We start from the raw sequence: 23,828 nt of genomic DNA on the forward strand, positions 1-23,828 counted from the left end.
TTGATTGCGTGGCAGTTGCGAGGCGCTAGGTGCCGGTGTCGGGCGCAGGCGCCGCCGGCGGCCGCGGCTTCTTCGACGCGGGTGGCCGCGCGCGGGCAGGTGCTGACGGCTGCATGGTCACGATGACAGGATTCGGCTTGTGATCGGTTGCCGCCCCGGTGGCAGCATCGACGCCCATGCCGACGACACCGCCGAGCAAGAGATTTCCGGCGAAGCCGGCGGCCCCGGAGGTCGGTATGTCCCGGCTGAGCGGCACGATCTGCGGTTCATAGCCTTCCTTCTGGAAGGTGATCGAAATGTCGGCGTTCCGCTTGACGACCACGGAGCACGGCGTCGTGCAGGTGGTCGGAACTTCCATTCCGCTGACGACCGCTTCCACGCCCGACGGTGTCGACGAGATGCTGATATTTTCGGTCGTGCCACGCGTAACAGACGCGCAGCCGCCCAGCATGACGCTGAGCGCCACAATTCCAAATGAACGCATGAAATGCCCCTTATTCCCCGCGTCAATGAAGCGCAACCGGAGCGCGAGGGCAATACGTCATTGGTCCAGATAGTTAAGCCAGCACAAGTTGCGCGTGAGAACAGCAGAACCTGGGCGTGAGCTATTCGCCGCGCAGGCGCTGGTCGTCCTGCACCCGGACGTGCTCGGCGCCGCGCGCGCCCGCGGGCGACAGCCGCAGCATGCTCAGCACTGCACCGCACAGCGCAAATCCGACGCCGACAAGAAGCGCGATCCTGGTTCCCTCGGTCGGATAGCGGCCGAGCAGCAGCGCCACCAGCGCCGCGCCGGTGGTCTGGCCGAGCAGGCGCGCCGTGCCCAGCATGCCGCTGGCGCCGCCGGCGCGCTCGCGCGGGGCGGCCGCGATCATGGTGCGGTTGTTGGGGGTCTGGAACAGGCCGAAGCCGGCCCCCGCCAGCGCCATCCGCCAGATCACGTCGAGCGGCGTCGGGCTTGCAGGCAGGAAGGCGAGTGCGCCGAGGCCGCAGGCAAACAGCGTGAGCCCGATGCCGCCGAGCAGGCCGGCCGGATAATGCTCGACCAGGCGGCCGGCGAGCGGGGCTGCGAACGCCACCGCGATCGGCCATGGCGTGATCAGCAGGCCCATATGCACCGCCGAATAGCCGAAGCGGCTCTGGAGGTAGAAGGGGATCGCGACGAAGGCCAGCATCTGTCCGCAGAACGAGGCGATCGAGGTCGCGATCGACAGCGCGAACACCGGGATGCGCAACAGGTCTACCGGCAGCAGCGGCGAGGTCATGTGGGTTTCGCGGTAGATCAGCAGCGCGCCTGCGACGATGGCGATGGCGAATTGAACGAGACAGGTGATGGCGGCCTCGCCATGACCGACGCTGTCGACGGCCGCGATGCCGACGCCGAAGGTGATCGCGGACAGCCCTGCGCTCTGCCAGTCGAAGGAACGGCTGGCGGGTTTTGTGTGCGGCAGGCTGCGCAGGCCGAGCACCAGCGTCAGCGCACCGAGCGGGACGTTGATGGCGAATAGCCAGGGCCAGGTTCCGACTGCCAGGATGCCCGCGGCGAGCGTCGGGCCGACCGCGGCCGAGAAGGCGACGACGAGCGCGTTGATCCCGATGCCGCGACCGAGCTGGCTGCGCGGGTAGGTGAAGCGCACCAGTGCCGCGTTGACGCTCATGATGCCGGCCGCGCCAAAGCCCTGGATGATGCGCGCGATCGTCAGCAGCGGCAGCGTATGCGCCAGCGCGCAGAAGGCGGATGCGAGTGTGAACAGTACGAGCCCGGCCAGATAGACGCGGCGATAGCCGACGATCTCGCCGAGCGACGCCAGCGGCAAGAGCGAGATCGTGATCGCGAGCTGATAGCCGTTGACGATCCAGATCGAGAAGGCCGGGCTCGCATCGAGGTCGGCCGCGATCGTCGGCAGCGCCACGTTGGCGATGGCGCTGTCGACGACCGCCATGATGATGCCGAGCGCAATGGTCAGCACCGCCTGGTTGCGCTGCGGCTGCGGCAGGCCGTCGGCATGCTCGATCGGGGCAGACGACATGATGGAGGCGCGCCTGATTGGAGCCGTGCTTCATCCCCGGATTAGGAAATTGCAGGATGGATCGCAACCCGGCAGGACCCGGACAGTTCCTGTGCCGGAAGCAGGCCTTCCGGCACAGGAAAACGGGTCGGGACCGCTTTCGCGAGGGCTCGGGGAGCCGAGCGGTCGGGCAGTTGGCCGTCGCTACACCGCCGGCGGATTGCGGTCGGTGAAGGTGGTGCGCTGGTGCCAGTAGGGATAGGGCAAGGTCACCTTGCTCGCGGCATCGAGCTTTGCGATCTGGTCCTTGGTCAATGTCCAGCCGACCGCGCCGAGATTTTCGCGCAGCTGCGTCTCGTTGCGCGCGCCGATGATCAGCGTCGAGACCGTCGGACGCTGGAGCAGCCAGTTCAGCGCGATCTGCGAGACGCTCTTGCCCGTTTCCTTGGCGACCTCGTCGATCGCCTCGACCACGCGATAGACGTGCTCATCGGGCACGGGCGGGCCGAAATCGGCGGTCTTGGGCAGGCGACTGACCTCGGGCTTCGGTTGACCCCGGCGGATTTTTCCGGTGAGGCGCCCCCATCCGAGCGGCGACCAGACCACAGCGCCCAGCCCCTGGTCCACGCCGAGCGGCATCAGCTCCCATTCGTAGTCGCGCCCGATCAGTGAGTAGTAGGTCTGGTTGGCGACATAGCGTGGGAAGCCATGCTTGTCGGCAACCGAGAGCGACTTCATCAGGTGCCAGCCCGAAAAGTTGGAGACGCCGACATAGCGGATCTTGCCGGCGCGCACGAGCACGTCGAGAGTCGCAAGCACCTCTTCAGGCGGGGTGAAGGCATCGAAGCCGTGAAGCTGGAACAGGTCGATGTAATCGGTGCCGAGCCGGCTCAGCGAACCGTCGATGGCCGCGAGCAGATGCTGCCGCGACGAGCCGATGTCGTTGGGCCCATCGCCGAAGCGGAAGGTGGCCTTGGTCGAGATCAGAACCTTGTCGCGGCGGCCCTTGATGGCCTCGCCGAGGACGCGCTCGGATTCGCCGAGCGAATAGACGTTGGCGGTGTCGAACATCGACACCCCGGCATCGAGGCAGATATCCAGAAGGCGCCGCGCCTCGGCCGCGTCCGTCGTACCCCACGCAGCAAGGCGGCCGACGCCGCCGAAGGTGCCTGTTCCCAGGCTCAAAGCGGGCACCATGAGGCCGGATCGGCCCAAGCGTCGGTATTCCATCGATATGCTCCTCGGCTGGCCGCTGGTTGACCGGTGCGGCCTTTGGGCGATGGTAATGCAAGCGCGGGCCGCGTCCTATCACGCGCTCACATACCGGCCTTGCTCGGGAATGGCCTAGTCGTGCAGGCGCATGTCATCGAATGCTGCATCGGCAACGCGCGCGCTTGGCGTCTTCACCGATGACTGAGCCTCGACCCTGGTTGCGGGCGAGGGGAAGCAGGCAGCTTCGCCGTCACGCGCCTGCCGCGGCAGCAGCGTCAGGCCCCAGCCCACCAGGACCAGCACCGCGAGCCTGATCGCGATCACACCCAGCAATAGCTCCGATCCGCTTATGGTGGCGTGAGTCCTCATGCACGCCAGCCTGATGCGCGCAGCCGGACAAGGCAATCTGGAATTGACGAGCCTTGCCTTCGCCTGCAGCGAAGGCTCGAGGTGATAGCTGGCTGGATGTCAGTGCCGCAACTGGCTCTGCCTGAAGTCGCGTGGCGACATTCCGAAATGCTCGCGGAAAACGCGGCCGAAATGCGAGAGATCGTTGAAGCCCCAGGCGAAGGCGATCTCGCTGACGTGGCGATGGGCCAGCACGGGCGAAGCGAGGTCTCGCCGGCATTGGGCGAGACGCTCGGCAAGCACATGGCGCTGGAACGAGGTATCCTCGTCGGCAAGGAGATCGTTCACATAGCGCGGCGAGATGCCGAGTGCAGCCGCGGCCTCCGACAGCGAGAGGTCGGGATCCGCCAAATGAGCGCGGATATGGGCCTTCAAGCGGTAGAGCAGGGCGGAGCGGTGGGTGGAGGACGGCAGCGATGTCTTGCCGAGCCGTTCGCTCAGCGCCATCGCGAGCAGATCGACGGCCTGCTCCGACAACGCCGCAGCGTTGTCCGGGGCAAGTCGGTCCGCGCTCTGGCAAAGCCTGAAGATGAAATCATACGCGAGCCGTTCGAGCGGCACATCGGCGCCGAACGACATCGCGGTGAGCGTCTCGGTGGCGCCGAGCCGGCGCTGCAGCATTTCGCGGGGCACCTTGAAGATCGTTTGCGTGAAGGCGTGGTTGAATTTCAGCTCATAGGGCCGCGTCGTGTCGTAGAGCGCGAACTCGCCGGGATGGATCACGGTCTCGCGGCCGTCCTGCACCACGCCTCCGTCGCCGCGATTGCCGAGCGCAACCAGGACAAAATCCTGATCCGAACGCGCGATGCGGGACGGCGTCCGGAATACGTGCTGGCGGTCGGAGCAGACCTCGGAGCACACGGCCCTGCCGAGCGGGGCCTGTGTGACCGAGCCGCGAAAGGCGCTGCCGAGGTCGGACTTGCAGTCGAGCCCGACGAAAACGTCGCAGACGATGTCCTGCCACAGCGCCAGCCGGCGGTAGCCGGGGCTGCCGTCTGTCGTGAACTGGATTGGCATCTGGACAGCCTCCCTTTCACATCCTGCAATCCGCATGTTGGCGCAGATCCAGCCAGACCGAAGGCAAGTCCCGTACCCGTCGGCGATCCCGGCCAGTCGAGTTTTTGTTCCACCGCGGTCGAGCGCCCGGCCGGGTGGCTTGGCCAAATAGACTGCATCGGACGTGGCTTCCGATCAACCGGCAATGGAGGCGGGAATGGGCATCGAACATCCGAAATACAAGGTCGCGGTGGTGCAGGCGGCGCCCGCCTGGCTGGATCTCGACGCCTCGATCGACAAGTCGATCGCGCTGATCAGGGACGCGGCCGAGAAGGGCGCCAAGCTGATCGCCTTTCCAGAGGCCTTCATCCCCGGCTACCCCTGGCATATCTGGATGGACTCGCCGGCCTGGGCGATCGGCCGCGGCTTCGTGCAGCGCTACTTCGACAACTCGCTGTCCTATGACAGTCCGCAGGCCGAGCGGCTGCGCGACGCCGTACGCAAGGCAAAGCTCACCGCCGTGCTCGGCCTGTCCGAGCGCGACGGCGGCAGTCTCTATCTGGCGCAATGGCTGATCGGGCCGGACGGCGAGACCATCGCAAAGCGCCGCAAGCTGCGGCCAACCCATGCCGAGCGCACGGTCTATGGCGAGGGTGACGGCAGCGATCTCGCCGTGCACGCAAGATCGGACATCGGCCGCATCGGCGCATTGTGCTGCTGGGAGCATCTCCAGCCACTGTCGAAATACGCGATGTACGCCCAGAACGAGCAGGTGCATGTCGCGGCCTGGCCGAGCTTCTCGCTCTACGATCCCTTTGCGCCGGCACTCGGCGCCGAGGTCAACAATGCCGCCTCGCGCGTCTATGCGGTGGAAGGCTCCTGCTTCGTGCTCGCGCCATGCGCGACGGTCTCGCAGGCCATGATCGATGAGCTCTGCGACCGCCCGGACAAGAATGCGTTGCTGCATGTCGGCGGCGGATTCGCCGCGATCTACGGCCCCGACGGCAGCCAGATCGGCGACAAGCTGGCGCCGGACCAGGAAGGGCTGCTGATTGCCGAGATCGATCTCGGTGCCATCGGTGTTGCCAAGAACGCTGCCGATCCCGCCGGGCATTATTCGCGGCCCGATGTGACGCGGCTCCTGCTCAACAAGAAGCGATACCAGCGCGTCGAGCAGTTCGCGTTGCCGGTGGACACCATTGAGCCCACGGACATCGCGGCGGCGGCGAACTGATCGCCGGGATCAAGGGGAGGGAACGATCATGGAATCCGCAATTCCTCTGCATCTCGAGACCCAGCGCACGCGCCACAGGCGCGTGCCGGACGATTACCAGCCGCCATATCCGTCGTTCGTGGCGCGCTACAAGCCCGCCGTAAGCCGCGTCATGATGGCCTATTTCGGTGTGCAGTATCGCGGCGCGGCGCCGGCGGCTGCGACGGCGGCACTCGCCGAGATCGCGGCGCGGTTTGCTGCCGAGGGCGGGCCTTCGCATTGGGACCGCGCCCGCTACGTCGACCGCGCCGGTTATGAGACCGTCGTGTCGGTTGCCTATTGGGACGACGTCGCGCGCTTCGACGCATGGTTCGCGCCGGCACGCGAGGCGTGGACTGTGAAGGCGCGCGAGGGCATCGGCACCTTCATCGAGGTGCTGCGTCCCACGGTCGCCCGGCACGAGACGCTGTTCTCCTCGCTGGACCGGCCCGAGGGCGTGGCCGCAATCGCCGACGGCATGAGCGGCGAGGTGCAGGAGCACGCCTATTGGGGCGGCATGCGCGATCGCATTCCGCTGTCGCAGACCGATCCGATGACGCCGGGCGGCGCGCCGGAATTGATCCGCGACGGCGCGCGGCTGCGCGTGAAGGCGCACGACAATCTCTGCCTGATCCGCTCCGGGCAGGACTGGAGCGATACGGAGGCGTCGGAGCGCAAGCTCTATCTCGACGATGTCGAGCCGGTGCTACGCGAGGGCATGGATTTCCTGCGCGACGACGGGCTAGCCATCGGCTGCTACGCCAACCGCTACATGCAGGTGCTCTCCGCCGACGGCAGCGTGAGCGAAAAGTCTTACGGCCAGAGCTGGTGGAAGAGCCTCGCCGCACTTGAGCGCTGGGCGGAGTCGCATCCGACCCACGTCAAGATATTCGGCGCGGCGATGAAATACCTGTCGACGCTCGGGCCGTCGGCAAAGCTACGGCTCTATCACGAGGTCACGGTGGCCGCCGCGGACGAGCAGTTCTTCGAATATCTGAACTGCCATTCGAAGACCGGTATGCTGGCGGCGGTCGAGACCGTCAGCGCCTAGGCTGCGCAGTGGCCGAGCAGTTCGGGATGCGCGGCGCAGATGTGATGTGCGCCGGCATCCCGCAGCTCGGCCTCGCTGCCGTAACCATAGAGCACGCCGATCGCGGTCATGCCGTTGGTGCGGGCGCCGATCACGTCGTGGCTGCGGTCGCCGATCATGATCGCGCTGCCGGGATCGACCTTGGTTTCGTCGAGCGCATAGCGCAGCAGGTCGCGCTTGTCGACACGCGTGCCGTCGAGCTCGGAGCCGAACACGCGCTCGAAATACGGTTTCAGGCCGAAATGATCGACGATGCGGGTGGCGTAGACCGCGGGCTTGCTGGTGGCGACGAACATACGCTGGCTGGTTGCGGCGATCGTCGTCAGCGTGTCGATGATGCCGGCATAGGCCTCGTTCTCGAACAGGCCGATATCGGCAAATCGCTCGCGATAAAGCAGTAGCGCACGGTCGGCGAGCTCGTCGCTTCCGGTGAGCTTCTTCAGGCTGGCGTGCAGGGGCGGCCCGATGCACCAGGTCAGCTCGTCCTCGCTCGGCACGGCAAGGTCGAGCCGCTCCAGCGCGTATTGGATCGAGCGGGTGATCCCGGGCTTCGGGTTGGTCAGCGTGCCGTCGAGATCGAAGAAGATTGTAGCCATGCCAGTCGTGCCCGTGTTGATACCGCCGTTGTTTGATGACCTAAACGACGCGGCTGCTCAAGGCAACGCCGCCGCGTCGCGCGACGTTTTAAAGCTCGCTATTGGCAGGGCATAAGCGTAGGGTCCTGCGATCACCGCCCTTCCCATGGCATCCATCGGTGACTGAGGGTCACTAGCGCTCCCGCCGAACGAGGAGGAGCGCGCATGCCTCGCTTTAATCTGGCCGACTGGATCGTGCCGCCGGTGATCGTCCCGCTGTTTCTGTTGCTCCTGGTGGCCGCTGCGGCTCTTCTGCATGGATAGGACGCCGCTCCAATATCTGGTGAGCGGACGCGATCAAAGCGGCTACGTCAGCCTGGCCCGCACCACGACGGCCGCCGCTCTGAAGAAGGCGAGGGAGCTGTTGCAGGAAGGCTATGTCGACGTGCGGATATGCACGCCGCAGGGCCGGGTTCTGCTGTCTGACGAGTTCGACCAGTTCGAGGTATGAGGAGCGCAGGGGCGTCAAACGGCGCGCCCGGATCCTCCGCGAGGAACGATACCCGTATGAAAATGCTTATTGTCGCATTGGCGCTTGGCACATTCGTGCAAAGTGCAGTCGCCAAAGAGCCGGACTGCCGCGCAATCGAGAGCACGAGCGGACGGCTTGCCTGTTACGACGCCGCGTTTCCGCCGAAAGCGAAGCAACCCACTGCTGCCGAACAAGACGCAGCGCGGGCTGCCTACAAGGACCCGTTCATTGCGGAAGAGGCCAGAACCGCAGCGAAGCTGAAGAATATCTGTCGCGGCTGTTGAGGTTTGCAATCAAGCAGCGCGTGGCAGAGGTGACGGACGACAGAATTCGCCGGCGCGTCCGCCCGCCGTGCACGCTCCGACATCAAGCGAAATCATAGAGGTGCCGACATGACGCCGCTCCGCCGTATCGCCGTGATCGGCAACTCGCTGCCTCGACGATGCGGAATTGCGACCTATACGACCGACCTGAAGAACGCGATATCGATTTCGCGCCAGGATCTGGAGACCTGCATCGTGGCAATGACCGATCGCGGTCAAGCCTATGATTACCCCCCGGCGGTCGCGTTCCAGATCAAGGACGGCAATATCGAAGACTACATGCGGGCCGCGGATTTCCTCAATGCCGGCCGGTTCGATGCCGTGTGTTTGCAGCACGAGTTCGGGATTTTCGGTGGTGAGGCCGGGGCCCATATCCTCGTGCTGTTGTCCCGCCTTGCCATGCCGGTGGTGACGACGTTCCATACCGTGCTCGCCGATCCGACACCTGCGCAGCGGACGGTCATGGAGCGCATCGTCGAGGCGTCGTCGAAGGTCGTGGTGATGGCCAATAAGGGCCGCGAACTGCTGCGCGACGTCTACCGGGTGGCCGACGACAAGATCGAGGTCATCGCCCACGGCATTCCGGATGTCGCCTTCGTCGAGCCCGATGCAGCGAAGGCCAAGCTTGGATTTGAGCAAAAATCGGTCATCCTGACATTCGGCCTGTTGTCACCGAACAAGGGCATCGAAATCATGATCGACGCCATGCCGTCGATTCTGAAGCGCTGCGCGAATGCGGTGTATGTCGTGCTTGGCGCAACGCACCCCAACCTGGTCCGAAACCAGGGCGAGGCCTATCGCGAGAGCCTGATGGCGCGGGTGCGCGAACTCGGAATTGACGACCACGTGGTGTTCTTCGACCGGTTCGCGGATCTCGCCACGCTGCTCGAATTCATCTCGATGTGCGACGTCTATGTCACGCCCTATCTCAACGAGGCCCAGATGACCTCGGGAACCCTGGCCTACAGCTTCGGATTGGGGAAGCCGGTTGTCTCGACGCCTTACTGGCACGCCCGCGAGCTGCTTGCCGACGGGTGCGGCGTGCTGGTGCCTTTCAGCGACGCCGCGGCGATCGGCAACGAGATCGCAGGCCTGCTGACCGACGACGCCCGCCGGCAGGCGATGTCGCGGCGCGCCTATGCGGCGAGCCGGATGATGACATGGGAACGGGTGGCCGAGCGCTACGTGTCCGTCTTCGAGAATGTACGGCAAGGCCATCGGCTTAAACTCTTCGCGTGCTCGGAGATGAATGTGCCGGAGCCACGTAGCCCCGCATCGCCCGATATGCAGATCGGCCATTTCCTGTCGATGTGCGATGATGTCGGCCTGTTCCAGCATGCGGTCCATTCGGTGCCGGATCGCGCGCACGGCTATTGCGTCGACGACAATGCCCGAGCGCTGCTGCTGGCCTGCGCCCTCAATGGTCCAGGCGAACAGCCGCTGTCGGAAATCCTAACGAGCCGGTTTGCGGCATTCGTGCAGCACGCCTGGAATCCCGACACCGGGCAATTTCGCAACTTCATGGGGTTCAATCGAACCTGGCTTGAGGACAGAGGGTCGGAAGACAGTCACGGGCGGACGCTATGGGCTTTGGGCGAGGCTGCACGCAGAGACGCGAGCCCGTCCCGGCGCCTGTGGGCCGCTGCTTTGTTCGCCCAGGCATTGTCGATCGCGGCGAGCTTTCGTTCGCCCCGCGCATGGGCATTCATGCTGCTGGGCTTGGACGCCTATTGCGCTGTGGCTCCGGACGATCTCCACGCCAGGGACGTCCGGCATTCCCTTGCCGGCAGGTTGATGGCGTGTCTGGCGTCGGTCGAGACGTCGGACTGGGTGTGGTTCGAGGAAGGGCTGGCCTACGACAACGCGCGGCTGCCGCAGGCGTTGATCCTCACAGGCATGGCGACGCAGGCGCCCCAATATCTCGATGCCGGATTGAGGTCTCTGCGCTGGCTCATGACGCAGCAGACGACCGCGGCAGGGCATTTCCGGCCGGTCGGCACCGCCGGCTTCGGCGAGCGGCGGCAACATCCCCGTGCATTTGATCAGCAGCCCGTGGAGGCAACGGCAACGATCGCCGCCTGCCTAGCCGCGTGGCGTGCCGACGGCGATGCCGAATGGAAAGCCATGGCAACTCGGGCCTTCGCCTGGTTCCTGGGCAGCAACGATCTCTCAGTGGCGCTGGTCGATCCGCTCACTGGCAGTTGCCGGGATGGTTTGCACGCTGATCGCGCCAACGAAAACCGCGGGGGCGAGTCCGTTGTTTGCTATCTCCTCGGGCTTGCTGAGATGCGCCAGCTTGCGCGCGTCAACCCGAGCTTGACGAGGCCCACAGCCTTGCGCGCCGTGAGCGCCTGAACTTCATCTTTTCATTCAGCACGCCGAGGATACCGTGTCACAAGCTTCTTTCCTGAACCGGCAGGGGCTTAATCTGCGCCCCGATCCAGCGCGGGTCATCGTGCGGCCCTTCAAGCCGGCAACCGAACCCCGCGACCTGAACCCGACCGACAAGATGCGTGCAAATCATATCGTCGACCGCGTTCTTGCGCTCAGTTCGGAGGCCGTTGCAGTTCAGCTTGCGGATGTGCTTGACAATTTCCAGGGGCGACATCGTAACCTCCTGGAGCGGTTCGAGACCCGAGCGGATGAAATGGAGGACGCTTTCGCCACGCATGGCGTCTTCTCGAAGACGCAGCGCCAGCTGATTGGTGCCTATTTTCTCAGTGAATATTCGTTCGAAGCCTCTGCCTTGTTCAACCCCAGCATCGTCCCGCATCCCGATCAATCGGGAGCACCGAACGGAGGTTCGCGATTCATCGTCAGCCTCCGGGCCATCGGCGAGGGGCATGTGTCGTCACTGACGTTTCGAACCGGAACGATTGCGGCTGACGGAAGCCTGGCCGTCGATCCGACGGCGCGCCTTGCCTCGGTCCCCCGGATCAGCCATCGCGTATCCGGATCGGACGGCGACCGTGTGGAACTGGTGTTCAGGCCCGAGGAAGACCTCAGCGAGCGGGTCATCTTTCCCGTGACCGAATCCCAATCTAACGGCATCGAGGATGCGCGCTTCGTCAAATTCAACGACGGTGATCGGGCGATCTACTACGCGACCTATACGGCCTATAGCGGACGTGCGATCCGGTCTGAATTGATCGAGACCAGCGACTTCATGTCGTTTCGGCTAACGCCTTTGCGGGGGGCTGCGGCACACAACAAGGGCATGGCGCTGTTCCCACGCAAGATCGACGGCCGCTATGCCATGATCGCGCGACAGGACAATGAGAACCTGTATCTGGTCTATTCGGACGACCTCTACACATGGGAGGGCGGCCGGGTGCTTTTGAAACCGCAATTTCCCTGGGAGTTCGTCCAGATCGGCAATTGCGGGGCACCCATCGAACTTGACGAAGGTTGGCTGCTGCTGACGCACGGTGTCGGCCCGATCCGGAAATACTCGATCGGAGCGGCGCTGCTCGACAAGCGCGACCCGTCCAGGGTGCTGGCTCGCTCGGCCGAGCCGCTGTTGCGGCCTGAACCGTCCGAACGCGAAGGGTATGTCCCCAATGTCGTCTATACCTGCGGTGCGATGAGGCACAATGATCAGATCATCCTGCCATATGCCGTGTCGGACACCTTCTCCAGCTTTGCAACGATCAGGATTTCCGCGCTCATCGAAGCGATGCGCGGCTGAGCGCGGTTGTCGCGGTCGTTGACGTCAACTCCGTGTGTCAACAGGTCAGAGGTGCCGTCATGGTCCGCGAAACAACCTACGTGGTGCAGGCGTTCAACGCCGGCAAGGGTGGAAATCTGAAGGCCGACTCTCCCATCGTCTGCAAGTCGGAAAGCGGCGCGCTGCGCACGGCGGAGAGACTGGCCTTGAGCAAACTCGGCGTCGTCGCGTTCTCGTCCAGCGGCGATCCCGAAATGGGTGACTATGACGATGAGCCTACGGTGTTCTTCCGAAAGGGCGAGCTTCCGGCTGGTTTCGACTGAGGCCTGATCGTGGTCGAGCAGATATTGGCGGAGAGGCACAGATGAACGAGCGACTGGACATATTGAAGAAGGCCCGCGATCGCATGATCGAGGACAGAGACACGCATGCGAAGGTGCTGGCCGCTCCTTTTGATCGCGACAATGCCGAGCGAGCACGGAACAAGTTTGTCGAGCTTCAAACGCTGATCGATGCCCTGGACCGCGCAATCAGCGCAGAAAAGCCGGCCTCGGCATAGGACCGAAGCGAGTGAAGGGCGGGACTGGCGGACATTTCAACGCAGCACCGCAGTGGCATGCCCGCGGCCGCCACGGCTCGCTCTATTGCTGTCTTGTCCATTCGACGATCGCCGCGGCATCGGCGCCTGCCTGCGTCTCCCAGGTGGTGATCGCGGGCGTTGCCGCTTTCCGGAGCGCGGCAACGAGGGACGCCGGCGCCGGCTCGGCGATGCGGACGCCGTTGTCGCGCATGCGCGCATAGTTTTCGATGGTGCGATGGGTCAATAGCGCGAATTGGCTTTGCTCGGTCTCGGTGGCCGCGGCCAGGACCTCGCGCTGCACCGGCTCGGACAGTTCGGCAAATGCGTCGCTGCGGACGAAGGCGATCGAGACCGGCATCGCGTAGTTGATCGCTGTGAAGTAGGGCAGGAAGTCCCAGAGCTTGCGTCCCGCGCCGCCGTCGCCGGAGGTCAGGAACGCATTCAGCCGGTGCTCCCTGAGGCCAGCGAGTGCCGCGTCCATCGGCAGGAACTGTGCATTCGCGCCCGCTGCGCGCATGACCTCGCCGGAGTTGACGTCGTAGGCCCGCAAATTCAGTCTCGGCAGGGCGTCGGCGCCTTCCAGCGCATGGTCCGACCAGAGGCCCGTGGCCGGCCAGATCGTGACGTAGAGCAGCTTCAGGCCGCGCGCCGCGAGCGCCTTCTCGTAGAGCGGGCGCGCCCGCAGATTGGTGGCGCGGGCGAGGTCGACGGACTGCACCAGAAAGGGCAGGGTGGACAATCCGAGCACCGGGTCGAGGCCCGAAAGCGCGCCCGCGAAGGCGTCGCCGCCGGCGATGCGACCATCCAGCGCGGCGCGCGGCATTTCGCCCGAGTTGATCTTGAGCTCGTTGTCGAAAGCGTTAGCTACGGTCACGAAACCGTTTGTGCGCGCCGCGACGCGATCGGCGAAACTGGTGAGCCCGATCCCGGAAATGTTGTTTTGCGGATATTCCGTGGTCATCCGCCAGTTGACTTGCGCCATGGCGGGCGCGGCGGACAGGACGAGGGCTACGAGGACGAGGATCGCGCGGATCCCCTGGGCGGGGCAGCGCATTGGGAGAAGCGGGTCAAACAGCATATATTGGCAACTCGTCGAACCATGGCACGATGCCACAACATGGCAGATCATCTTGTTGCATGCCGCGCCGGAGCACGCCACAGCGATGCTTGGGCACGGCTGACGCGAACTGCATCACTCATCATCGCCGCACTGCTCGTCTCGGCGACACGGGTGGCGGCGTGGGACAGTTCGCCCGCGAAGACCAATATTGCTGTCCCCAGCGTCGAGGAGCTTGCGATGCCGCCGGCGAATCCGGCCGCTGCGCGCGAGAGCGATACGCGGGAATCGATCTGCCTGATCGTCGAGGCCGCCGCACGGGATGCCAATCTGCCGCTGGAATTCTTCGCCCGCGTGATCTGGCAGGAAAGCCGATTCCAGGCCGATGCCGTGGGGCCGATGACGCGCAGCGGCGAGCATGCGCAGGGGATCGCGCAGTTCATGCCGGGCACCGCGAGCGAGCGCGGGCTGCTCAATCCCTTCAACCCGGTGCAGGCGCTGCCGAAGTCGGCGGAGTTCTTGAACGAGCTGCGCAACCAGTTCGGCAATCTCGGCTTGGCCGCAGCCGCCTATAACGCCGGGCCGCGCCGGGTGCAGGAATGGCTCGCCGGCACCGGCGGCATGCCGGAGCAGACCCGCAACTACGTCTATGCCATCACCGGCACGAGCGTTGACGCGTGGGCCAAGGCAGGAGCGACCGGCAAGGGACCGCCGAGTTCGCCGCCGACGAGCTGCCGCGATCTCATGGCGCTTCTGAAGCGCGCGCCGAATGCCTTCGTCGCCGAGCTCGAGCAGCATGTGGAGCTCGCCGCCGCAAAGGTCTGGGGCGTACAGCTTGCTGCCGGCTTCGACCGCAACAGGGCGCTGGCGATGTATTCCCGCGCCGTCACGCGGCTGACCGCGGTGATCGGCGAGCGCGATCCGAGCCTGCTAAGCTCGGTGATGCGCAGCCGCGGTACGCGCGCGTTCTACCAGGTACGCATCGGCGCGGACACGCGCAGCGAGGCGGATGATCTGTGCAACCGCATCCGCAAGGCCGGCGGTGCCTGCTTCGTGCTGAAGAACCGGGGTGTGAGCGGGTAGGCGCGTCTGCCCGCGCGCGCATGCCAGCCCCGCCGCGCGCTTCCTTGACGCCAGCCACGGCATTGCCCGTTATGCGGGCACGATTCCGCAATCCGGCCAAAGACTCCCGTGGCGCTTCCTCCGCTCGATTCCCCTCAATGGCAAAGTTCCTGGCGCGCGTTTGCGTGGGGACTGCGTTCGATCACGCAGACGATCCTCACGCTCGTCCTGTTCGCGACCTATCTCGGCATCGGCGCGCTCGCCCATGACACCCATTTCAGCCTGCTCTGGGCGCTCTGCTCGACGCTGTTCGTCTGGGCGGGCCCCGCGCAGATCATTCTGATCACCACGCTCGGCTCCGGCGCGACCATCATCCAATCGGCGATCGCGGTCACCGTCAGCGCGATCCGGCTGTTTCCGATGGTGGTCTCGGTGCTGCCCCTGATGCGCACGCCGACGACCAAGCGGCGCGAGCTGTTCTTCGCCGCGCATCTTACTGCGGTGACACTGTGGGTCGAATGCCATCGCTTCCTGCCGCAGGTGCCGCGCGAGCGGCGCATCGCCTTCGTCAACGGACTTGGTTTTGGTCTGGTCTCCGTGTGTCTCACCGCCAACACGGTCGGCTATTTCCTTGCCGCCAACCTGACGCAGACGCTCGGCGCCGCGATCCTGATGCTGACGCCGCTGTCGTTCCTGTTCTCGACCGCGCGCAACAGTCGCGAGGTCGCCGACGTCGTCGCGCTGACGCTCGGGGTTCTGCTCTATCCGCTGGCCGCGAAGATGAACTCCGGGCTCGACATTCTCGTCAGCGGTTTGGTGGCCGGCACGATCGCTTACGGCGTGCATTGGTGGCGGGAGGTGCGCGCATGAGCTTTGCGCAGCTCATCGGCGACTGGCACGCACTCGTCGTGCTGTTCGTTGCGGGTGTTGTTCCCAACCAGATATGGCGCATGCTGGGCCTGTGGTTTGGCGGCGGCATCGACGAGGGCTCGGAGCTGCTGGTCTGGGTGAGGGCGGTCGCCACCGCCATCCTGGCCGGCGTCATCGCCCAGATCGTGGTGGAGCCGCCGGGGGCGCTCGCCAGCGTGCCGGACGTCTTGCGCTATGGCGCGGTCGGCGCAGGCCTCGTCGCCTTCCTGCTGACCCGCCGCTCGATCTTCGCAGGCGTGGTGACAGGCGAAGTCTTCATGCTGGCCGGAAAGTGGTGGTTAGGCTAAAACCACCGGCGAACAGCAAGGAACTGGAAATATGGTTCGCGAAAACGAGCTCCGCGAGGGCGAGGTCGCCATCGAGCTGCCGTCGACGGAGGATGCCGGCCTCGTCTTCATCGGCCGCATCCGCACGCCCTGGACCTCGCGGATGGAGACGCCGCGACAGGGGCGTCAGGACGGCCCGGTGTGCCGCCTCGAGATCTTCGAGCCGTTCGTGCCGGCCATCAAGGGCGTCGATTTCTACAGCAATCTCGAAGTGCTCTACTGGCTCGACAAGTCGCGCCGCGACATCGTCCTGCAAAGCCCGAAGAACAACGAGAAGACCCGCGGCACGTTTTCGCTGCGCTCACCGGTCCGGCCCAACCCGATCGGCACCTCGATCGTCAAGCTCGTCGGCATCGAGGGCAATGCCATTCTGGTGCGCGGGCTCGACTGCATCGACAACACGCCGCTGATCGACATCAAGCCAGATCGTTGCGAATTCACGCCGCTGGCCGCCCCGCAGGCAGGGGATTTTCAGACGGAGTGAGGGGCGCGCCGCCCTGACCTCGTCATTGCGAGGAACTCTTGCGACGAAGCAATCCAGACTGTTTCCGCGGAGGCAGTCTGGATTGCTTCGCTGCGCTCGCAATGACGGAGTGTATCTGGCGCTATCCCGCCTTCAGCGCCGCGATCAGCTTGGCCGCATTCTCTTCCAGGACCTTGACGTCTTCCTTGCGGCTGGCGGGCGGCAGCATGGCCACGCCGTCGTGGCGCGGCATCACGTGCATGTGGAGATGAAACACCACCTGGCCGCCGGCGGGCTCGTTGAACTGCTGCACGGTGATGCCGTCGGCCTCGAACGCCTTCATCGCAGCGGCCGCGATCTTGTGCGCGCCGCGGGCGACGTGGGCGTAGTCGTCAGACTTGATGTCGAGGATGTTGCGGGCAGGGGCCTTCGGGATCACCAGCGTATGGCCCGATACCCGCGGCATGATGTCGAGGAAGGCAAACACATGCTCGTCCTCATAGACCTTGTGGCAGGAAAACTCGCCGCGCAGGATCTTCGCGAAGATGTTGTTGGGGTCGTAGGCGGTCATGGCGGCGGCTCCTCGAATTTTGCGCTTACTGTCATCAGCCGTGGCAAACCGTCAAGGCGCCTCGTCGACGCCTTTGCGGAACGGGCCGAGCTCGGCCAGCTCCCGTCCGGCCTCGGCGACATAGGCGCGCTCGCGCTTGAGGTAATCGTCGATGGCGCGGCGCAGGCCGGGATCGGCGATGAAGTGGGCGGAATGGGTCGTCCGCGGCAGGTAGCCGCGCGCGATCTTGTGCTCGCCCTGTGCGCCGGCCTCGACGTTGTCGAGGCCGTGTTTGATCGCGAAATCGATCGCCTGATAGTAGCAGACCTCGAAATGCAGGAACGGATGATGCTCGACCGCGCCCCAGTTGCGGCCGAACAGCGTATCCGAGCCGATGAAGTTGATCGCGCCCGCGATCCAGCGGCCGTTGCGGCGGGCCATCACCAGCAGCACGTCCTGGCTCATGGTCTCGCCGATCAGCGAGAAGAATTCGCGCGTGAGATAAGGCCGGCCCCATTTGCGCGACCCGGTCTCCATGTAGAATTCGAAGAAGGCGTCCCAGGCATCCTCGGTGATGTCGCTGCCGGTGAGCCAGTGGATGGTGATGCCGGTGGCAAGCGCATCGCGCCGCTCGCGCTTGATCGATTTGCGGTGGCGCGAATTGAGCGTGGTGAGGAAATCGTCGAAGGTCGCAAATCCTTCGTTATGCCAGTGGAACTGCTGATCGGTGCGCTGGAGGAAGCCGTGCCCGGCGAGCCGTTTCCACTCCGCCTCACGCGCGAAGGTGACGTGCACCGAGGAGGCCTTGCTGACGCCGCACAGCGCCACCAGCCCGCTCGCCAGCGCTTCAGCGATGCGCTCGCGATCAACGCCGTCGCGGACCAGCAGCCGGGGCCCTGTGGCCGGGGTGAAGGGAACCGAGACCTGGAGCTTCGGATAGTACCGTCCACCGGCGCGCTCATAGGCGTCCGCCCAGCCGCGGTCGAAGACGTACTCGCCTTGGGAATGCGATTTCAGATAGCAGGGCACGACCCCGGCGACGCGGCCATCGACCTTGGCCACCAGATGCCGCGGCCCCCAGCCGGTGCGAATGGTTGCTGAACCCGATTTCTCAATTGCGGATAAAAACGCGTGCGAGACGAACGGGTTATAAGCGGGTTTTGAGAGGCCGAGGGAATCGCCTGGAAGCCCGGATGAAGTTCCCGCGCCATGCCCGTTGCAAGCCTTGTCGGGATTGGCACATGCGTCCCAATCCTCGGCAGATACCTCGCCAATCGAGGGTACAGCCTCGAGTGTGATTTCAGATGATGCCATCGTGCCCAAGATCGTGCATTGCAGCAGCGACTTCAAGAGGCGGGAACCGAGCTCTCTCGTGCCCCGGACGCATCGCAGCGCGCAGCGGTGCGATGCAGAGCCGGGGCCCATCTCTCCGCATAGCGTGCCGCCTTCTGGGTCCCGGCTCCGCACAGCAACGCTGCGCGTTGCAGCGCGTCCGGGACACGAGAGCGGGCGTGCGCAAGCCCTACGGGACGAACCCCTCAAAGATCATCTGATCCGCATATTGCCCGACCCGCGTCCGCTGCTCCGGAGTGCGCACGGTCCAGCCGAGCAGGGCGCAGCCGAGGACGTTGCGGGCGATCCAGGGGGCCGGGGCCGGCAGGTGGTCGACCTTGAAGGCGACGAAATGCGGCTGGGTCTGAAAGCCATGGCGCAGGTACAGCATGCTGTCGCGCTGCGCCTGCGTCAGCTTCGCCCAATACTCGTCTTCATAGGTCCGCTGGGCGACGATGCCGCGGGGGCGGGAGGGCAACAGCTCACGCAGCGCCAGCACCTGGTCGGGATCGAAGGACATGCCGACCGCACGCCCGTCATAGGACGCCAGCACCTCCGCCATCCGCTTCACCAGCTTGCGGTCGCCGCCAAAATGGCTCTTCACCTCGATCACCAGCGGCACGCGGCCTGCGACCATGGCGCAGAGGTCGGACAGCGACATCATCCGCTCGTTCGTGTCCTTGAACTTGACCGCCTTCAGCTCGGCCGCGGTCTTCGCAACCACCTCGCCGGTGGCCTCGGAGAGACGGCCGAGCGCGTGGTCATGGTGCACCATGGCCTCGCCGTCGGCGGAGAGCTGGATGTCGACCTCGATCGAGAAATTGCCTGCGATCGCAGCCTGCACCGCCCCCGGCATGTTCTCAACGATGCCACGGGAAATGTCATGCAGGCCGCGATGGGCGACCGGCCGGGCTGTCAGCCAATCAGGAGCGCGCAACGCCGTCAGCTCCGTGTCAGGCGACCTCGAACACGCCTTCAACCTCGACCGCCGCGTCCGCGGGCAGCGAGGCGACGCCGACGGTGGTGCGGGCATGGCGGCCCTTGTCACCGAAGGCGGCAACCATCAGGTCGGAGGCGCCGTTGAGCACCTTCGGCCCGTCCAGGAAGTCGGGCGCCGAGTTGATGAAGCCGCCGAGGCGCACCACGCGTACGACCTTGTCGAGGTCGCCGAGCGCCGCCTTGACCTGGGCCAGCAGGTTGACGGCGCAGCCGCGCGCCGCCGCGGCACCGTCCTCGATCGAAACGCCGGCACCGAGCTTACCCTTGGCGATCAGCTTGCCGGCGGGGTCGAAACAGACCTGGCCGGAGACGAACAGCAGGTTACCGGTGCGCACGAACGGCACGTAATTGGCGACAGGGGTAGGGGCCTCGTGCAGCTTGATGCCCTGTTCCGCCAGTTTCTGCTCGACCGTGCCCGCCATGTTCGACCTCGTTGTCCAAATTTCATCCGCCCGGCTGCGTCCATTTGGAGGCCGGGCGCGCCCTGTTTCGCCCATCGTGCCGTCACATGCAAGCAACCGGAGCGACTGCATTTTGTTGTGGCCAGGCAGCAGGTTCAAGGCGGGGGCCGCAACTTTACGTGAAACGGCCTCAGTTGCGACGCAATGGAACGGTCATTAAAATGTCGAATCTGCGCTTTCCCCAAGGATGACACATGGTGCACCTTTTCCGGACTTCGCTTGGTGTGATGGCGCTCGCGGCGGCTGCTTTCGGTGCAGGCGGTGGAGCGCAGGCGGCCAGCGGTCCGTTCCTTGCGCACCAGGCGCTCTATGACCTCAGCCTCGTCAAATCGCGCTCCAATTCGATCAACAGCGCGCGCGGCCGCATCCTCTACAATTTCACGGGGAGTTCGTGCGAGGGCTACACCTCCGAATTCCGCCAGGTCTCCGAGCTCGACAGCGGCGAGGGCAAGATCACGCTGAGCGACCTCCGCTCCAACTCCTGGGAGGACGCCGCGGGAAAAAGCTACCGCTTCAAGATCGAGACGCGGATGAACGAGGCCGATGCCGGCCGGGTCGACGGTTCGGCCGAGCGCGACGGCGACCATATCAACGTCAAGCTGAAGCTGCCAGCGCCGAAGAATTTCACGCTCGACGGCAAGATCGTGTTCCCGACCGAGCAGATCCAGCGCATCATTGCCGCCGCCAAGGACGGCAAGTCGTTGCTCGAGCTGTCGGTCTATGACGGCTCCGACGACGGCCAGAAGGTCTACAACACGCTGACCGTGATCGGTCAGCCGATTCCCGCCGACCGCACTGCTTCGCCCGATGCATCGACCACGGACGAGCACATGAAGTCGCTCAAGCGCTGGCCGGTTACCGTCAGCTATTTCGACCGCGAGTCCCAGCAGAAGGAAGGCGAGCAGACGCCGGTCTACGCGATGGCGTTCGAGCTCTACGAAAACGGCGTTTCGCGCCAGCTCGTGCTCGATTACAACGATTTCGTGATTTCCGGCGCGATGGGCAAGTTCGACGCGAAGGACAGCAAGCCCTGCAATTGAGGGGCGAGACTAGCCCTCCGCTCGCTCTCCGGCTACGCTTCCTCCCAACCACAAACCCGGGAGGCAAGCACCATGCCCAAGCTCGACCATCTCCGCCCCAGCGGCCTGCATCACAATCCGGCCTATTCCCACGTCGTCACCGCTTCCGGTGCGCGCACCATCTACATCTCCGGCCAGGTGTCGGTGGACGAGGAAGGGCGGATCGTCGGCGAGGGCGATATTGCCGCGCAGACGACGCAGGTGATGCAGAATCTCGGCCATGCGCTGAAGGCGGCCGGTGCGACCTACGCCAACATCGTCAAGATCACGACCTTCGTCGTGAACTACAAGCCGGAGCTGCGCCCGATCATCGGCAAGGCCCGCTCGGCCTTCTTCGAGGGCATGGAGCCGCCGGCCAGCACCCTCGTCGGCGTCTCCGCGCTCGCCGCGCCGGAATGGCTGATCGAGATCGAGGCGGTGGCGGTCGCGGATTGAAACGACCGTGGGATGGGTAGAGCGAAGCGAAACCCATCACCTTGTTGCGCGGGAAGAGCTCGATGGGTTTCGCTTCGCTCTACCCATCCTACTTTGCTGCGGACATAGCTCGCAAAACAGCCATCGCTTCATCGGCCCCGTCAGCAAGTACGAAAAGATGATCGTGGTGGAAGGCCGACACCGCATTCACGCTGATGCCGGCTTCGGCCAGGCGGGCCGTGACCGCAGCCAGGAAGCCCACCGCATCGAGCGCGGAGTGTACCGTCAGGGTGATCAGGCGCGAGGCGAACGCGTAGCGTAAGCCTGACGCCTCGGCTTCTTCGCGCAGGATCACCAGCGTGGTTCCTTCCTGCTCGCGAAACGTCAGCAGCGGGTTGACCGCTGCGGGAACGGGCTCGTTGGGTGGGATCGTGCAAAACACGAAGGTGCCGTCCAGCAGCTCCGGCTTCATGTTTCTCAACAGCGCGTCGAGGTCGCGTTCGCCTGTCACGATGGTCAGCCTCTCAGCGCGTTCGGATGCGTACAGCCCTTGCGAAACCCATCGACGCCGGAACCTGACAGGGCCTCGCCAACATACCTTTGTATATCTCTTCCAATCCTTCTCATACGCTGACCTTACGCTGGTACAATTGAGCGACGGCCGGAGATTCTTACAATTTGAGTCTACTCGGGTCACTGCGAGGAAGCTCAAATGAACGTCATGATTGGAAAGCTCAACGGCCTGTGGCACCTCATCGTCGGATCTTGTCAGATCCGAACGCCGTTCCTGGCGAGTCAGGATCGGCAGTTGGTCATTCAGTATGCTAGGCGTGTCTATCCGGGTGCACGGATCTTCGAACGCGACTGAATTGAGCAGGACTCGATCATTCCTGCTGTCCTGCTTCAGGGCCATCATACGCGATGCCGCGAATGACGGCGGAGTTGCCGAACTTCTTGCGCAGACTGTCCACCGCGCGCTCGGCATGCGCAGCACGGCGGTCAAGCATATCGGTGTCGTCGGCAGGCGAGCCTTCGCGCAGCGCGCTGACGCCGGCGCCCATCAGGCGGAAGGCGGTGCCGTCGATCTCCTTCGCCAGCATCTCGCGGCAGATCGAGAAGATCTTGGCGGCAAGCTGCGTCGGGCCTGCGATCGACTGCGAGCGGGTGCGCTGGCGGAAATCGGCAGTCTTCAGTTTCAGCGTGACGGTCGAGCCGGCAAGCTCGCTGCTCTTGAGCCGCGACGACGTCTTCTCGCAGAGCCGCCAAAGGATCTTCTCGAGCGTCGCGAAATCGCGGATGTCGGTCTCGAAGGTGGTTTCGCTCGAAATCGTCTTGGCGCCCCGATCGGGCTCGACGCGGCGGTCGTCGATGCCGCGGGCGAGCCGCCACAGCCTGCGGCCGTCGCTCGGAAACTGCCGCATCATCTCGATCTCGTCGGCCTTTTGCAGGTCGGCGATGATGCGGAAGCCGCGCTGCACCAGGCGCTCCTGCGTGGCCGGGCCGACGCCGAAGATGAAGCCGACCGGCTTCTCCGCCAGCATCGAACGTGCCTCCTCCTGGTCGAGCGCGGCAAAGCCGCGCGGCTTGTCGAGGTCGGAGGCGATCTTGGCCAGGAACTTATTGCAGGACAGGCCGACCGAGACGGAGATGCCGATGTCGTGCTCGATGTTGCGCGCGAACCGCGCGAGCACCTTGGCCGGAACCATGCCGTGCACCCGCTCGGTGCCGGAGAGATCGAGAAAGGCCTCGTCGATCGAGAGCGGCTCGACCAGCGGCGTCAGCGCCTGCATGGCCTGGCGCACCTCGCGGCCGACACGGACGTACTTGGCCATGTCGGGCGGAATCACGGTCGCATGCGGGCAGGCCTCGAGCGCCCTATACATCGGCATGGCCGAGCGCACGCCATAGGTCCGCGCGATGTAGCAGGCGGCCGACACCACACCGCGCTTGCCGCCGCCGATGATGACGGGCTTGTCGGCGATATCAGGGTTGTCGCGCTTCTCGACCGTCGCATAAAAGGCGTCGCAGTCGATATGGGCGATGGTCAAGCCTGCGAGCTCGCGGTGGCGGACGAGGCGAGGGGAACCGCAGGCGGAGCAGCGCCGCACGCCCATATCCAGATCGGCCAGACAATCCCGGCAGAAGCAGCGGGGTCCGGCCGTATCGGGGACGGTCACGGCACGTCGCGCTCCCAGGAGGGGTCGCCGAGCGCGTCGCCCAGCACCTGCCGCGCCGCAGCAACGTTGGTCGGATGCAGCTCCGCGGTCGAGGCAAAGGCCTTCACGGTGGCGTCATCGCGCATCACGAAATCGAGCACGCTGAGGAGGAAATTCGGGTCCGAGGCGGCATTGCGCAGGGTCTCAGGACCGACGCCTGTCTCAGCCAGGAACAGGCCAAGCCGCTCCGGATCGCCGGCCACGAAGGAGAGCGCCTGAATCGCAACGATTTCAGCGACTTCGCGAGGGTTGTGAACAGGCTTTTTCAAGGGTTCGGTTTGCCTTTCCGTTAACTTTC

General features: G+C 64.8%; 29 protein-coding genes. 15 read left to right on the forward strand and 14 right to left on the reverse strand.

Annotated features, from left to right (window positions below; translation table 11 throughout):
• Positions 1-25: 25 nt before the first annotated feature.
• The 5 genes from AB7290_RS17605 to AB7290_RS17625 all read right to left on the reverse strand — a co-directional run bounded on the left by AB7290_RS17605 (position 26) and on the right by AB7290_RS17625 (position 4,643).
• Positions 26-484, reverse strand: coding sequence for a PEGA domain-containing protein (locus AB7290_RS17605; protein WP_085405544.1), 459 nt, complete (start codon positions 482-484; stop codon positions 26-28).
• Between the two features lie 121 nt (positions 485-605).
• The gene (locus tag AB7290_RS17610) at positions 606-2,027 is read right to left on the reverse strand and encodes an MFS transporter (RefSeq protein WP_085405545.1); all 1,422 of its coding nucleotides are present in this window, start codon (positions 2,025-2,027) and stop codon (positions 606-608) included.
• Between the two features lie 183 nt (positions 2,028-2,210).
• Complete coding sequence (locus AB7290_RS17615) at positions 2,211-3,236, reverse strand: aldo/keto reductase (protein WP_085405546.1); 1,026 nt, start codon at positions 3,234-3,236, stop codon at positions 2,211-2,213.
• 114 nt (positions 3,237-3,350) lie between these two features.
• Entirely contained in the window at positions 3,351-3,587 is a 237-nt protein-coding gene (locus AB7290_RS17620) for a hypothetical protein (protein ID WP_071913037.1), read from the reverse strand.
• 99 nt (positions 3,588-3,686) lie between these two features.
• A complete protein-coding gene (locus AB7290_RS17625; protein ID WP_014494661.1) occupies positions 3,687-4,643 on the reverse strand; it encodes a helix-turn-helix domain-containing protein in 957 nt (318 codons plus the stop codon).
• Between the two features lie 196 nt (positions 4,644-4,839).
• Here AB7290_RS17625 and AB7290_RS17630 point away from each other — a divergent pair, with 196 nt between their 5' ends.
• On the forward strand, positions 4,840-5,856 hold the full coding sequence (locus tag AB7290_RS17630; protein WP_085405547.1) for a carbon-nitrogen hydrolase family protein: 1,017 nt from the start codon (positions 4,840-4,842) through the stop codon (positions 5,854-5,856).
• Positions 5,857-5,884: 28 nt separating this feature from the next.
• Positions 5,885-6,925, forward strand: a complete 1,041-nt coding sequence (locus tag AB7290_RS17635) for a phenylacetaldoxime dehydratase family protein (protein WP_085405548.1) — start codon at positions 5,885-5,887, stop codon at positions 6,923-6,925.
• On the opposite strand, the gene AB7290_RS17640 is transcribed toward AB7290_RS17635, so the two are convergent.
• Positions 6,922-7,560: an HAD family hydrolase gene (locus tag AB7290_RS17640; protein ID WP_085405549.1), complete on the reverse strand. Its 639-nt coding sequence runs from the start codon at positions 7,558-7,560 to the stop codon at positions 6,922-6,924. The two genes, AB7290_RS17635 and AB7290_RS17640, sit on opposite strands and share 4 nt — an antisense overlap.
• Positions 7,561-7,855: 295 nt before the next feature.
• On the opposite strand from AB7290_RS17640, the gene AB7290_RS17645 reads away from it, so the two are divergent.
• The 6 genes from AB7290_RS17645 (at position 7,856) to AB7290_RS17670 (ending at position 12,620) form a co-directional block, all read left to right on the forward strand.
• The gene (locus tag AB7290_RS17645) at positions 7,856-8,050 is read left to right on the forward strand and encodes a hypothetical protein (RefSeq protein ID WP_085405550.1); all 195 of its coding nucleotides are present in this window, start codon (positions 7,856-7,858) and stop codon (positions 8,048-8,050) included.
• A gap of 56 nt (positions 8,051-8,106) precedes the next feature.
• Positions 8,107-8,355 carry a type VI secretion system-associated protein TagO gene (locus AB7290_RS17650; protein WP_071913045.1) on the forward strand — a complete coding sequence of 83 codons (249 nt, stop codon included), beginning with the start codon at positions 8,107-8,109 and terminating at the stop codon, positions 8,353-8,355.
• 108 nt (positions 8,356-8,463) lie between these two features.
• A complete protein-coding gene (locus AB7290_RS17655) occupies positions 8,464-10,749 on the forward strand; it encodes a glycosyltransferase family 4 protein (protein ID WP_354115479.1) in 2,286 nt (761 codons plus the stop codon).
• A 34-nt stretch (positions 10,750-10,783) separates the two neighbouring features.
• On the forward strand, positions 10,784-12,082 hold the full coding sequence (locus AB7290_RS17660; protein ID WP_085405552.1) for a glycoside hydrolase family 130 protein: 1,299 nt from the start codon (positions 10,784-10,786) through the stop codon (positions 12,080-12,082).
• 59 nt (positions 12,083-12,141) lie between these two features.
• Positions 12,142-12,384, forward strand: a complete 243-nt coding sequence (locus tag AB7290_RS17665) for a hypothetical protein (RefSeq protein WP_063982778.1) — start codon at positions 12,142-12,144, stop codon at positions 12,382-12,384.
• Positions 12,385-12,425: 41 nt separating this feature from the next.
• Entirely contained in the window at positions 12,426-12,620 is a 195-nt protein-coding gene (locus AB7290_RS17670) for a hypothetical protein (RefSeq protein ID WP_063982779.1), read from the forward strand.
• 82 nt (positions 12,621-12,702) lie between these two features.
• Here the strand turns inward: AB7290_RS17670 and AB7290_RS17675 are convergent, their stop codons facing one another.
• Entirely contained in the window at positions 12,703-13,719 is a 1,017-nt protein-coding gene (locus AB7290_RS17675) for a TRAP transporter substrate-binding protein (protein ID WP_085405553.1), read from the reverse strand.
• Positions 13,720-13,758: 39 nt separating this feature from the next.
• Here AB7290_RS17675 and AB7290_RS17680 point away from each other — a divergent pair, with 39 nt between their 5' ends.
• The 4 genes from AB7290_RS17680 (at position 13,759) to tsaA (ending at position 16,500) form a co-directional block, all read left to right on the forward strand.
• Positions 13,759-14,781, forward strand: coding sequence for a lytic transglycosylase domain-containing protein (locus AB7290_RS17680; protein WP_245344281.1), 1,023 nt, complete (start codon positions 13,759-13,761; stop codon positions 14,779-14,781).
• Positions 14,782-14,889: 108 nt separating this feature from the next.
• Positions 14,890-15,630: an AzlC family ABC transporter permease gene (locus tag AB7290_RS17685; RefSeq protein ID WP_063982781.1), complete on the forward strand. Its 741-nt coding sequence runs from the start codon at positions 14,890-14,892 to the stop codon at positions 15,628-15,630.
• Positions 15,627-15,977 carry an AzlD domain-containing protein gene (locus AB7290_RS17690; RefSeq protein ID WP_063982782.1) on the forward strand — a complete coding sequence of 117 codons (351 nt, stop codon included), beginning with the start codon at positions 15,627-15,629 and terminating at the stop codon, positions 15,975-15,977. Before AB7290_RS17685 ends, AB7290_RS17690 begins: the two co-directional genes overlap by 4 nt.
• 31 nt (positions 15,978-16,008) lie before the next feature.
• Positions 16,009-16,500 carry a tRNA (N6-threonylcarbamoyladenosine(37)-N6)-methyltransferase TrmO gene (gene tsaA, locus AB7290_RS17695; protein WP_014494668.1) on the forward strand — a complete coding sequence of 164 codons (492 nt, stop codon included), beginning with the start codon at positions 16,009-16,011 and terminating at the stop codon, positions 16,498-16,500.
• Positions 16,501-16,621: 121 nt separating this feature from the next.
• On the opposite strand, the gene AB7290_RS17700 is transcribed toward tsaA, so the two are convergent.
• The 4 genes from AB7290_RS17700 to AB7290_RS17715 all read right to left on the reverse strand — a co-directional run bounded on the left by AB7290_RS17700 (position 16,622) and on the right by AB7290_RS17715 (position 19,782).
• Positions 16,622-17,050, reverse strand: a complete 429-nt coding sequence (locus AB7290_RS17700; RefSeq protein WP_085405554.1) for an HIT domain-containing protein — start codon at positions 17,048-17,050, stop codon at positions 16,622-16,624.
• 51 nt (positions 17,051-17,101) lie between these two features.
• Entirely contained in the window at positions 17,102-18,343 is a 1,242-nt protein-coding gene (locus AB7290_RS17705; RefSeq protein ID WP_085405583.1) for a GNAT family N-acetyltransferase, read from the reverse strand.
• 208 nt (positions 18,344-18,551) lie between these two features.
• Positions 18,552-19,298 (reverse strand): glycerophosphodiester phosphodiesterase, encoded by a 747-nt coding sequence (locus tag AB7290_RS17710; RefSeq protein WP_085405555.1) that lies wholly within the window; start codon positions 19,296-19,298, stop codon positions 18,552-18,554.
• A 16-nt stretch (positions 19,299-19,314) separates the two neighbouring features.
• Positions 19,315-19,782, reverse strand: a complete 468-nt coding sequence (locus tag AB7290_RS17715; protein ID WP_014494672.1) for a RidA family protein — start codon at positions 19,780-19,782, stop codon at positions 19,315-19,317.
• A 233-nt stretch (positions 19,783-20,015) separates the two neighbouring features.
• On the opposite strand from AB7290_RS17715, the gene AB7290_RS17720 reads away from it, so the two are divergent.
• The gene (locus tag AB7290_RS17720) at positions 20,016-20,861 is read left to right on the forward strand and encodes a cell envelope integrity EipB family protein (RefSeq protein ID WP_085405556.1); all 846 of its coding nucleotides are present in this window, start codon (positions 20,016-20,018) and stop codon (positions 20,859-20,861) included.
• A gap of 72 nt (positions 20,862-20,933) precedes the next feature.
• Positions 20,934-21,335 carry a RidA family protein gene (locus AB7290_RS17725; protein WP_014494674.1) on the forward strand — a complete coding sequence of 134 codons (402 nt, stop codon included), beginning with the start codon at positions 20,934-20,936 and terminating at the stop codon, positions 21,333-21,335.
• An 88-nt stretch (positions 21,336-21,423) separates the two neighbouring features.
• Here AB7290_RS17725 and AB7290_RS17730 read toward each other — a convergent pair whose 3' ends face one another.
• Positions 21,424-21,825, reverse strand: a complete 402-nt coding sequence (locus tag AB7290_RS17730; protein WP_085405557.1) for an ACT domain-containing protein — start codon at positions 21,823-21,825, stop codon at positions 21,424-21,426.
• 201 nt (positions 21,826-22,026) lie between these two features.
• Here AB7290_RS17730 and AB7290_RS17735 point away from each other — a divergent pair, with 201 nt between their 5' ends.
• Positions 22,027-22,182, forward strand: a complete 156-nt coding sequence (locus AB7290_RS17735) for a hypothetical protein (protein ID WP_166097113.1) — start codon at positions 22,027-22,029, stop codon at positions 22,180-22,182.
• A 16-nt stretch (positions 22,183-22,198) separates the two neighbouring features.
• Here the strand turns inward: AB7290_RS17735 and AB7290_RS17740 are convergent, their stop codons facing one another.
• Positions 22,199-23,491 (reverse strand): DNA polymerase IV, encoded by a 1,293-nt coding sequence (locus AB7290_RS17740; protein ID WP_085405558.1) that lies wholly within the window; start codon positions 23,489-23,491, stop codon positions 22,199-22,201.
• Entirely contained in the window at positions 23,488-23,799 is a 312-nt protein-coding gene (locus AB7290_RS17745) for a DUF3572 domain-containing protein (protein ID WP_028150563.1), read from the reverse strand. The genes AB7290_RS17740 and AB7290_RS17745 overlap by 4 nt, the downstream gene beginning before the upstream one ends.
• Positions 23,800-23,828 lie beyond the last annotated feature (29 nt).

This window comes from Bradyrhizobium sp. 613_E4_N2_2 (assembly GCF_052075995.1).
GTDB classification, from domain to species: domain Bacteria; phylum Pseudomonadota; class Alphaproteobacteria; order Rhizobiales; family Xanthobacteraceae; genus Bradyrhizobium; species Bradyrhizobium barranii.

Bases quoted from the DNA above. Each gene is read 5' to 3' on its own strand.
- AB7290_RS17605 (WP_085405544.1), bottom strand. From the start codon at position 484: ATGCGTTCATTTGGAATTGTGGCGCTCAGCGTCATGCTGGGCGGCTGC.
- AB7290_RS17610 (WP_085405545.1), bottom strand. From the start codon at position 2,027: ATGTCGTCTGCCCCGATCGAGCATGCCGACGGCCTGCCGCAGCCGCAG.
- AB7290_RS17615 (WP_085405546.1), bottom strand. From the start codon at position 3,236: ATGGAATACCGACGCTTGGGCCGATCCGGCCTCATGGTGCCCGCTTTG.
- AB7290_RS17620 (WP_071913037.1), bottom strand. From the start codon at position 3,587: ATGAGGACTCACGCCACCATAAGCGGATCGGAGCTATTGCTGGGTGTG.
- AB7290_RS17625 (WP_014494661.1), bottom strand. From the start codon at position 4,643: ATGCCAATCCAGTTCACGACAGACGGCAGCCCCGGCTACCGCCGGCTG.
- AB7290_RS17630 (WP_085405547.1), top strand. From the start codon at position 4,840: ATGGGCATCGAACATCCGAAATACAAGGTCGCGGTGGTGCAGGCGGCG.
- AB7290_RS17635 (WP_085405548.1), top strand. From the start codon at position 5,885: ATGGAATCCGCAATTCCTCTGCATCTCGAGACCCAGCGCACGCGCCAC.
- AB7290_RS17640 (WP_085405549.1), bottom strand. From the start codon at position 7,560: ATGGCTACAATCTTCTTCGATCTCGACGGCACGCTGACCAACCCGAAG.
- AB7290_RS17645 (WP_085405550.1), top strand. From the start codon at position 7,856: ATGGATAGGACGCCGCTCCAATATCTGGTGAGCGGACGCGATCAAAGC.
- AB7290_RS17650 (WP_071913045.1), top strand. From the start codon at position 8,107: ATGAAAATGCTTATTGTCGCATTGGCGCTTGGCACATTCGTGCAAAGT.
- AB7290_RS17655 (WP_354115479.1), top strand. From the start codon at position 8,464: ATGACGCCGCTCCGCCGTATCGCCGTGATCGGCAACTCGCTGCCTCGA.
- AB7290_RS17665 (WP_063982778.1), top strand. From the start codon at position 12,142: ATGGTCCGCGAAACAACCTACGTGGTGCAGGCGTTCAACGCCGGCAAG.
- AB7290_RS17670 (WP_063982779.1), top strand. From the start codon at position 12,426: ATGAACGAGCGACTGGACATATTGAAGAAGGCCCGCGATCGCATGATC.
- AB7290_RS17675 (WP_085405553.1), bottom strand. From the start codon at position 13,719: ATGCTGTTTGACCCGCTTCTCCCAATGCGCTGCCCCGCCCAGGGGATC.
- AB7290_RS17680 (WP_245344281.1), top strand. From the start codon at position 13,759: ATGGCAGATCATCTTGTTGCATGCCGCGCCGGAGCACGCCACAGCGAT.
- AB7290_RS17690 (WP_063982782.1), top strand. From the start codon at position 15,627: ATGAGCTTTGCGCAGCTCATCGGCGACTGGCACGCACTCGTCGTGCTG.
- tsaA (WP_014494668.1), top strand. From the start codon at position 16,009: ATGGTTCGCGAAAACGAGCTCCGCGAGGGCGAGGTCGCCATCGAGCTG.
- AB7290_RS17700 (WP_085405554.1), bottom strand. From the start codon at position 17,050: ATGACCGCCTACGACCCCAACAACATCTTCGCGAAGATCCTGCGCGGC.
- AB7290_RS17705 (WP_085405583.1), bottom strand. From the start codon at position 18,343: ATGGCATCATCTGAAATCACACTCGAGGCTGTACCCTCGATTGGCGAG.
- AB7290_RS17715 (WP_014494672.1), bottom strand. From the start codon at position 19,782: ATGGCGGGCACGGTCGAGCAGAAACTGGCGGAACAGGGCATCAAGCTG.
- AB7290_RS17720 (WP_085405556.1), top strand. From the start codon at position 20,016: ATGGTGCACCTTTTCCGGACTTCGCTTGGTGTGATGGCGCTCGCGGCG.
- AB7290_RS17725 (WP_014494674.1), top strand. From the start codon at position 20,934: ATGCCCAAGCTCGACCATCTCCGCCCCAGCGGCCTGCATCACAATCCG.
- AB7290_RS17735 (WP_166097113.1), top strand. From the start codon at position 22,027: ATGAACGTCATGATTGGAAAGCTCAACGGCCTGTGGCACCTCATCGTC.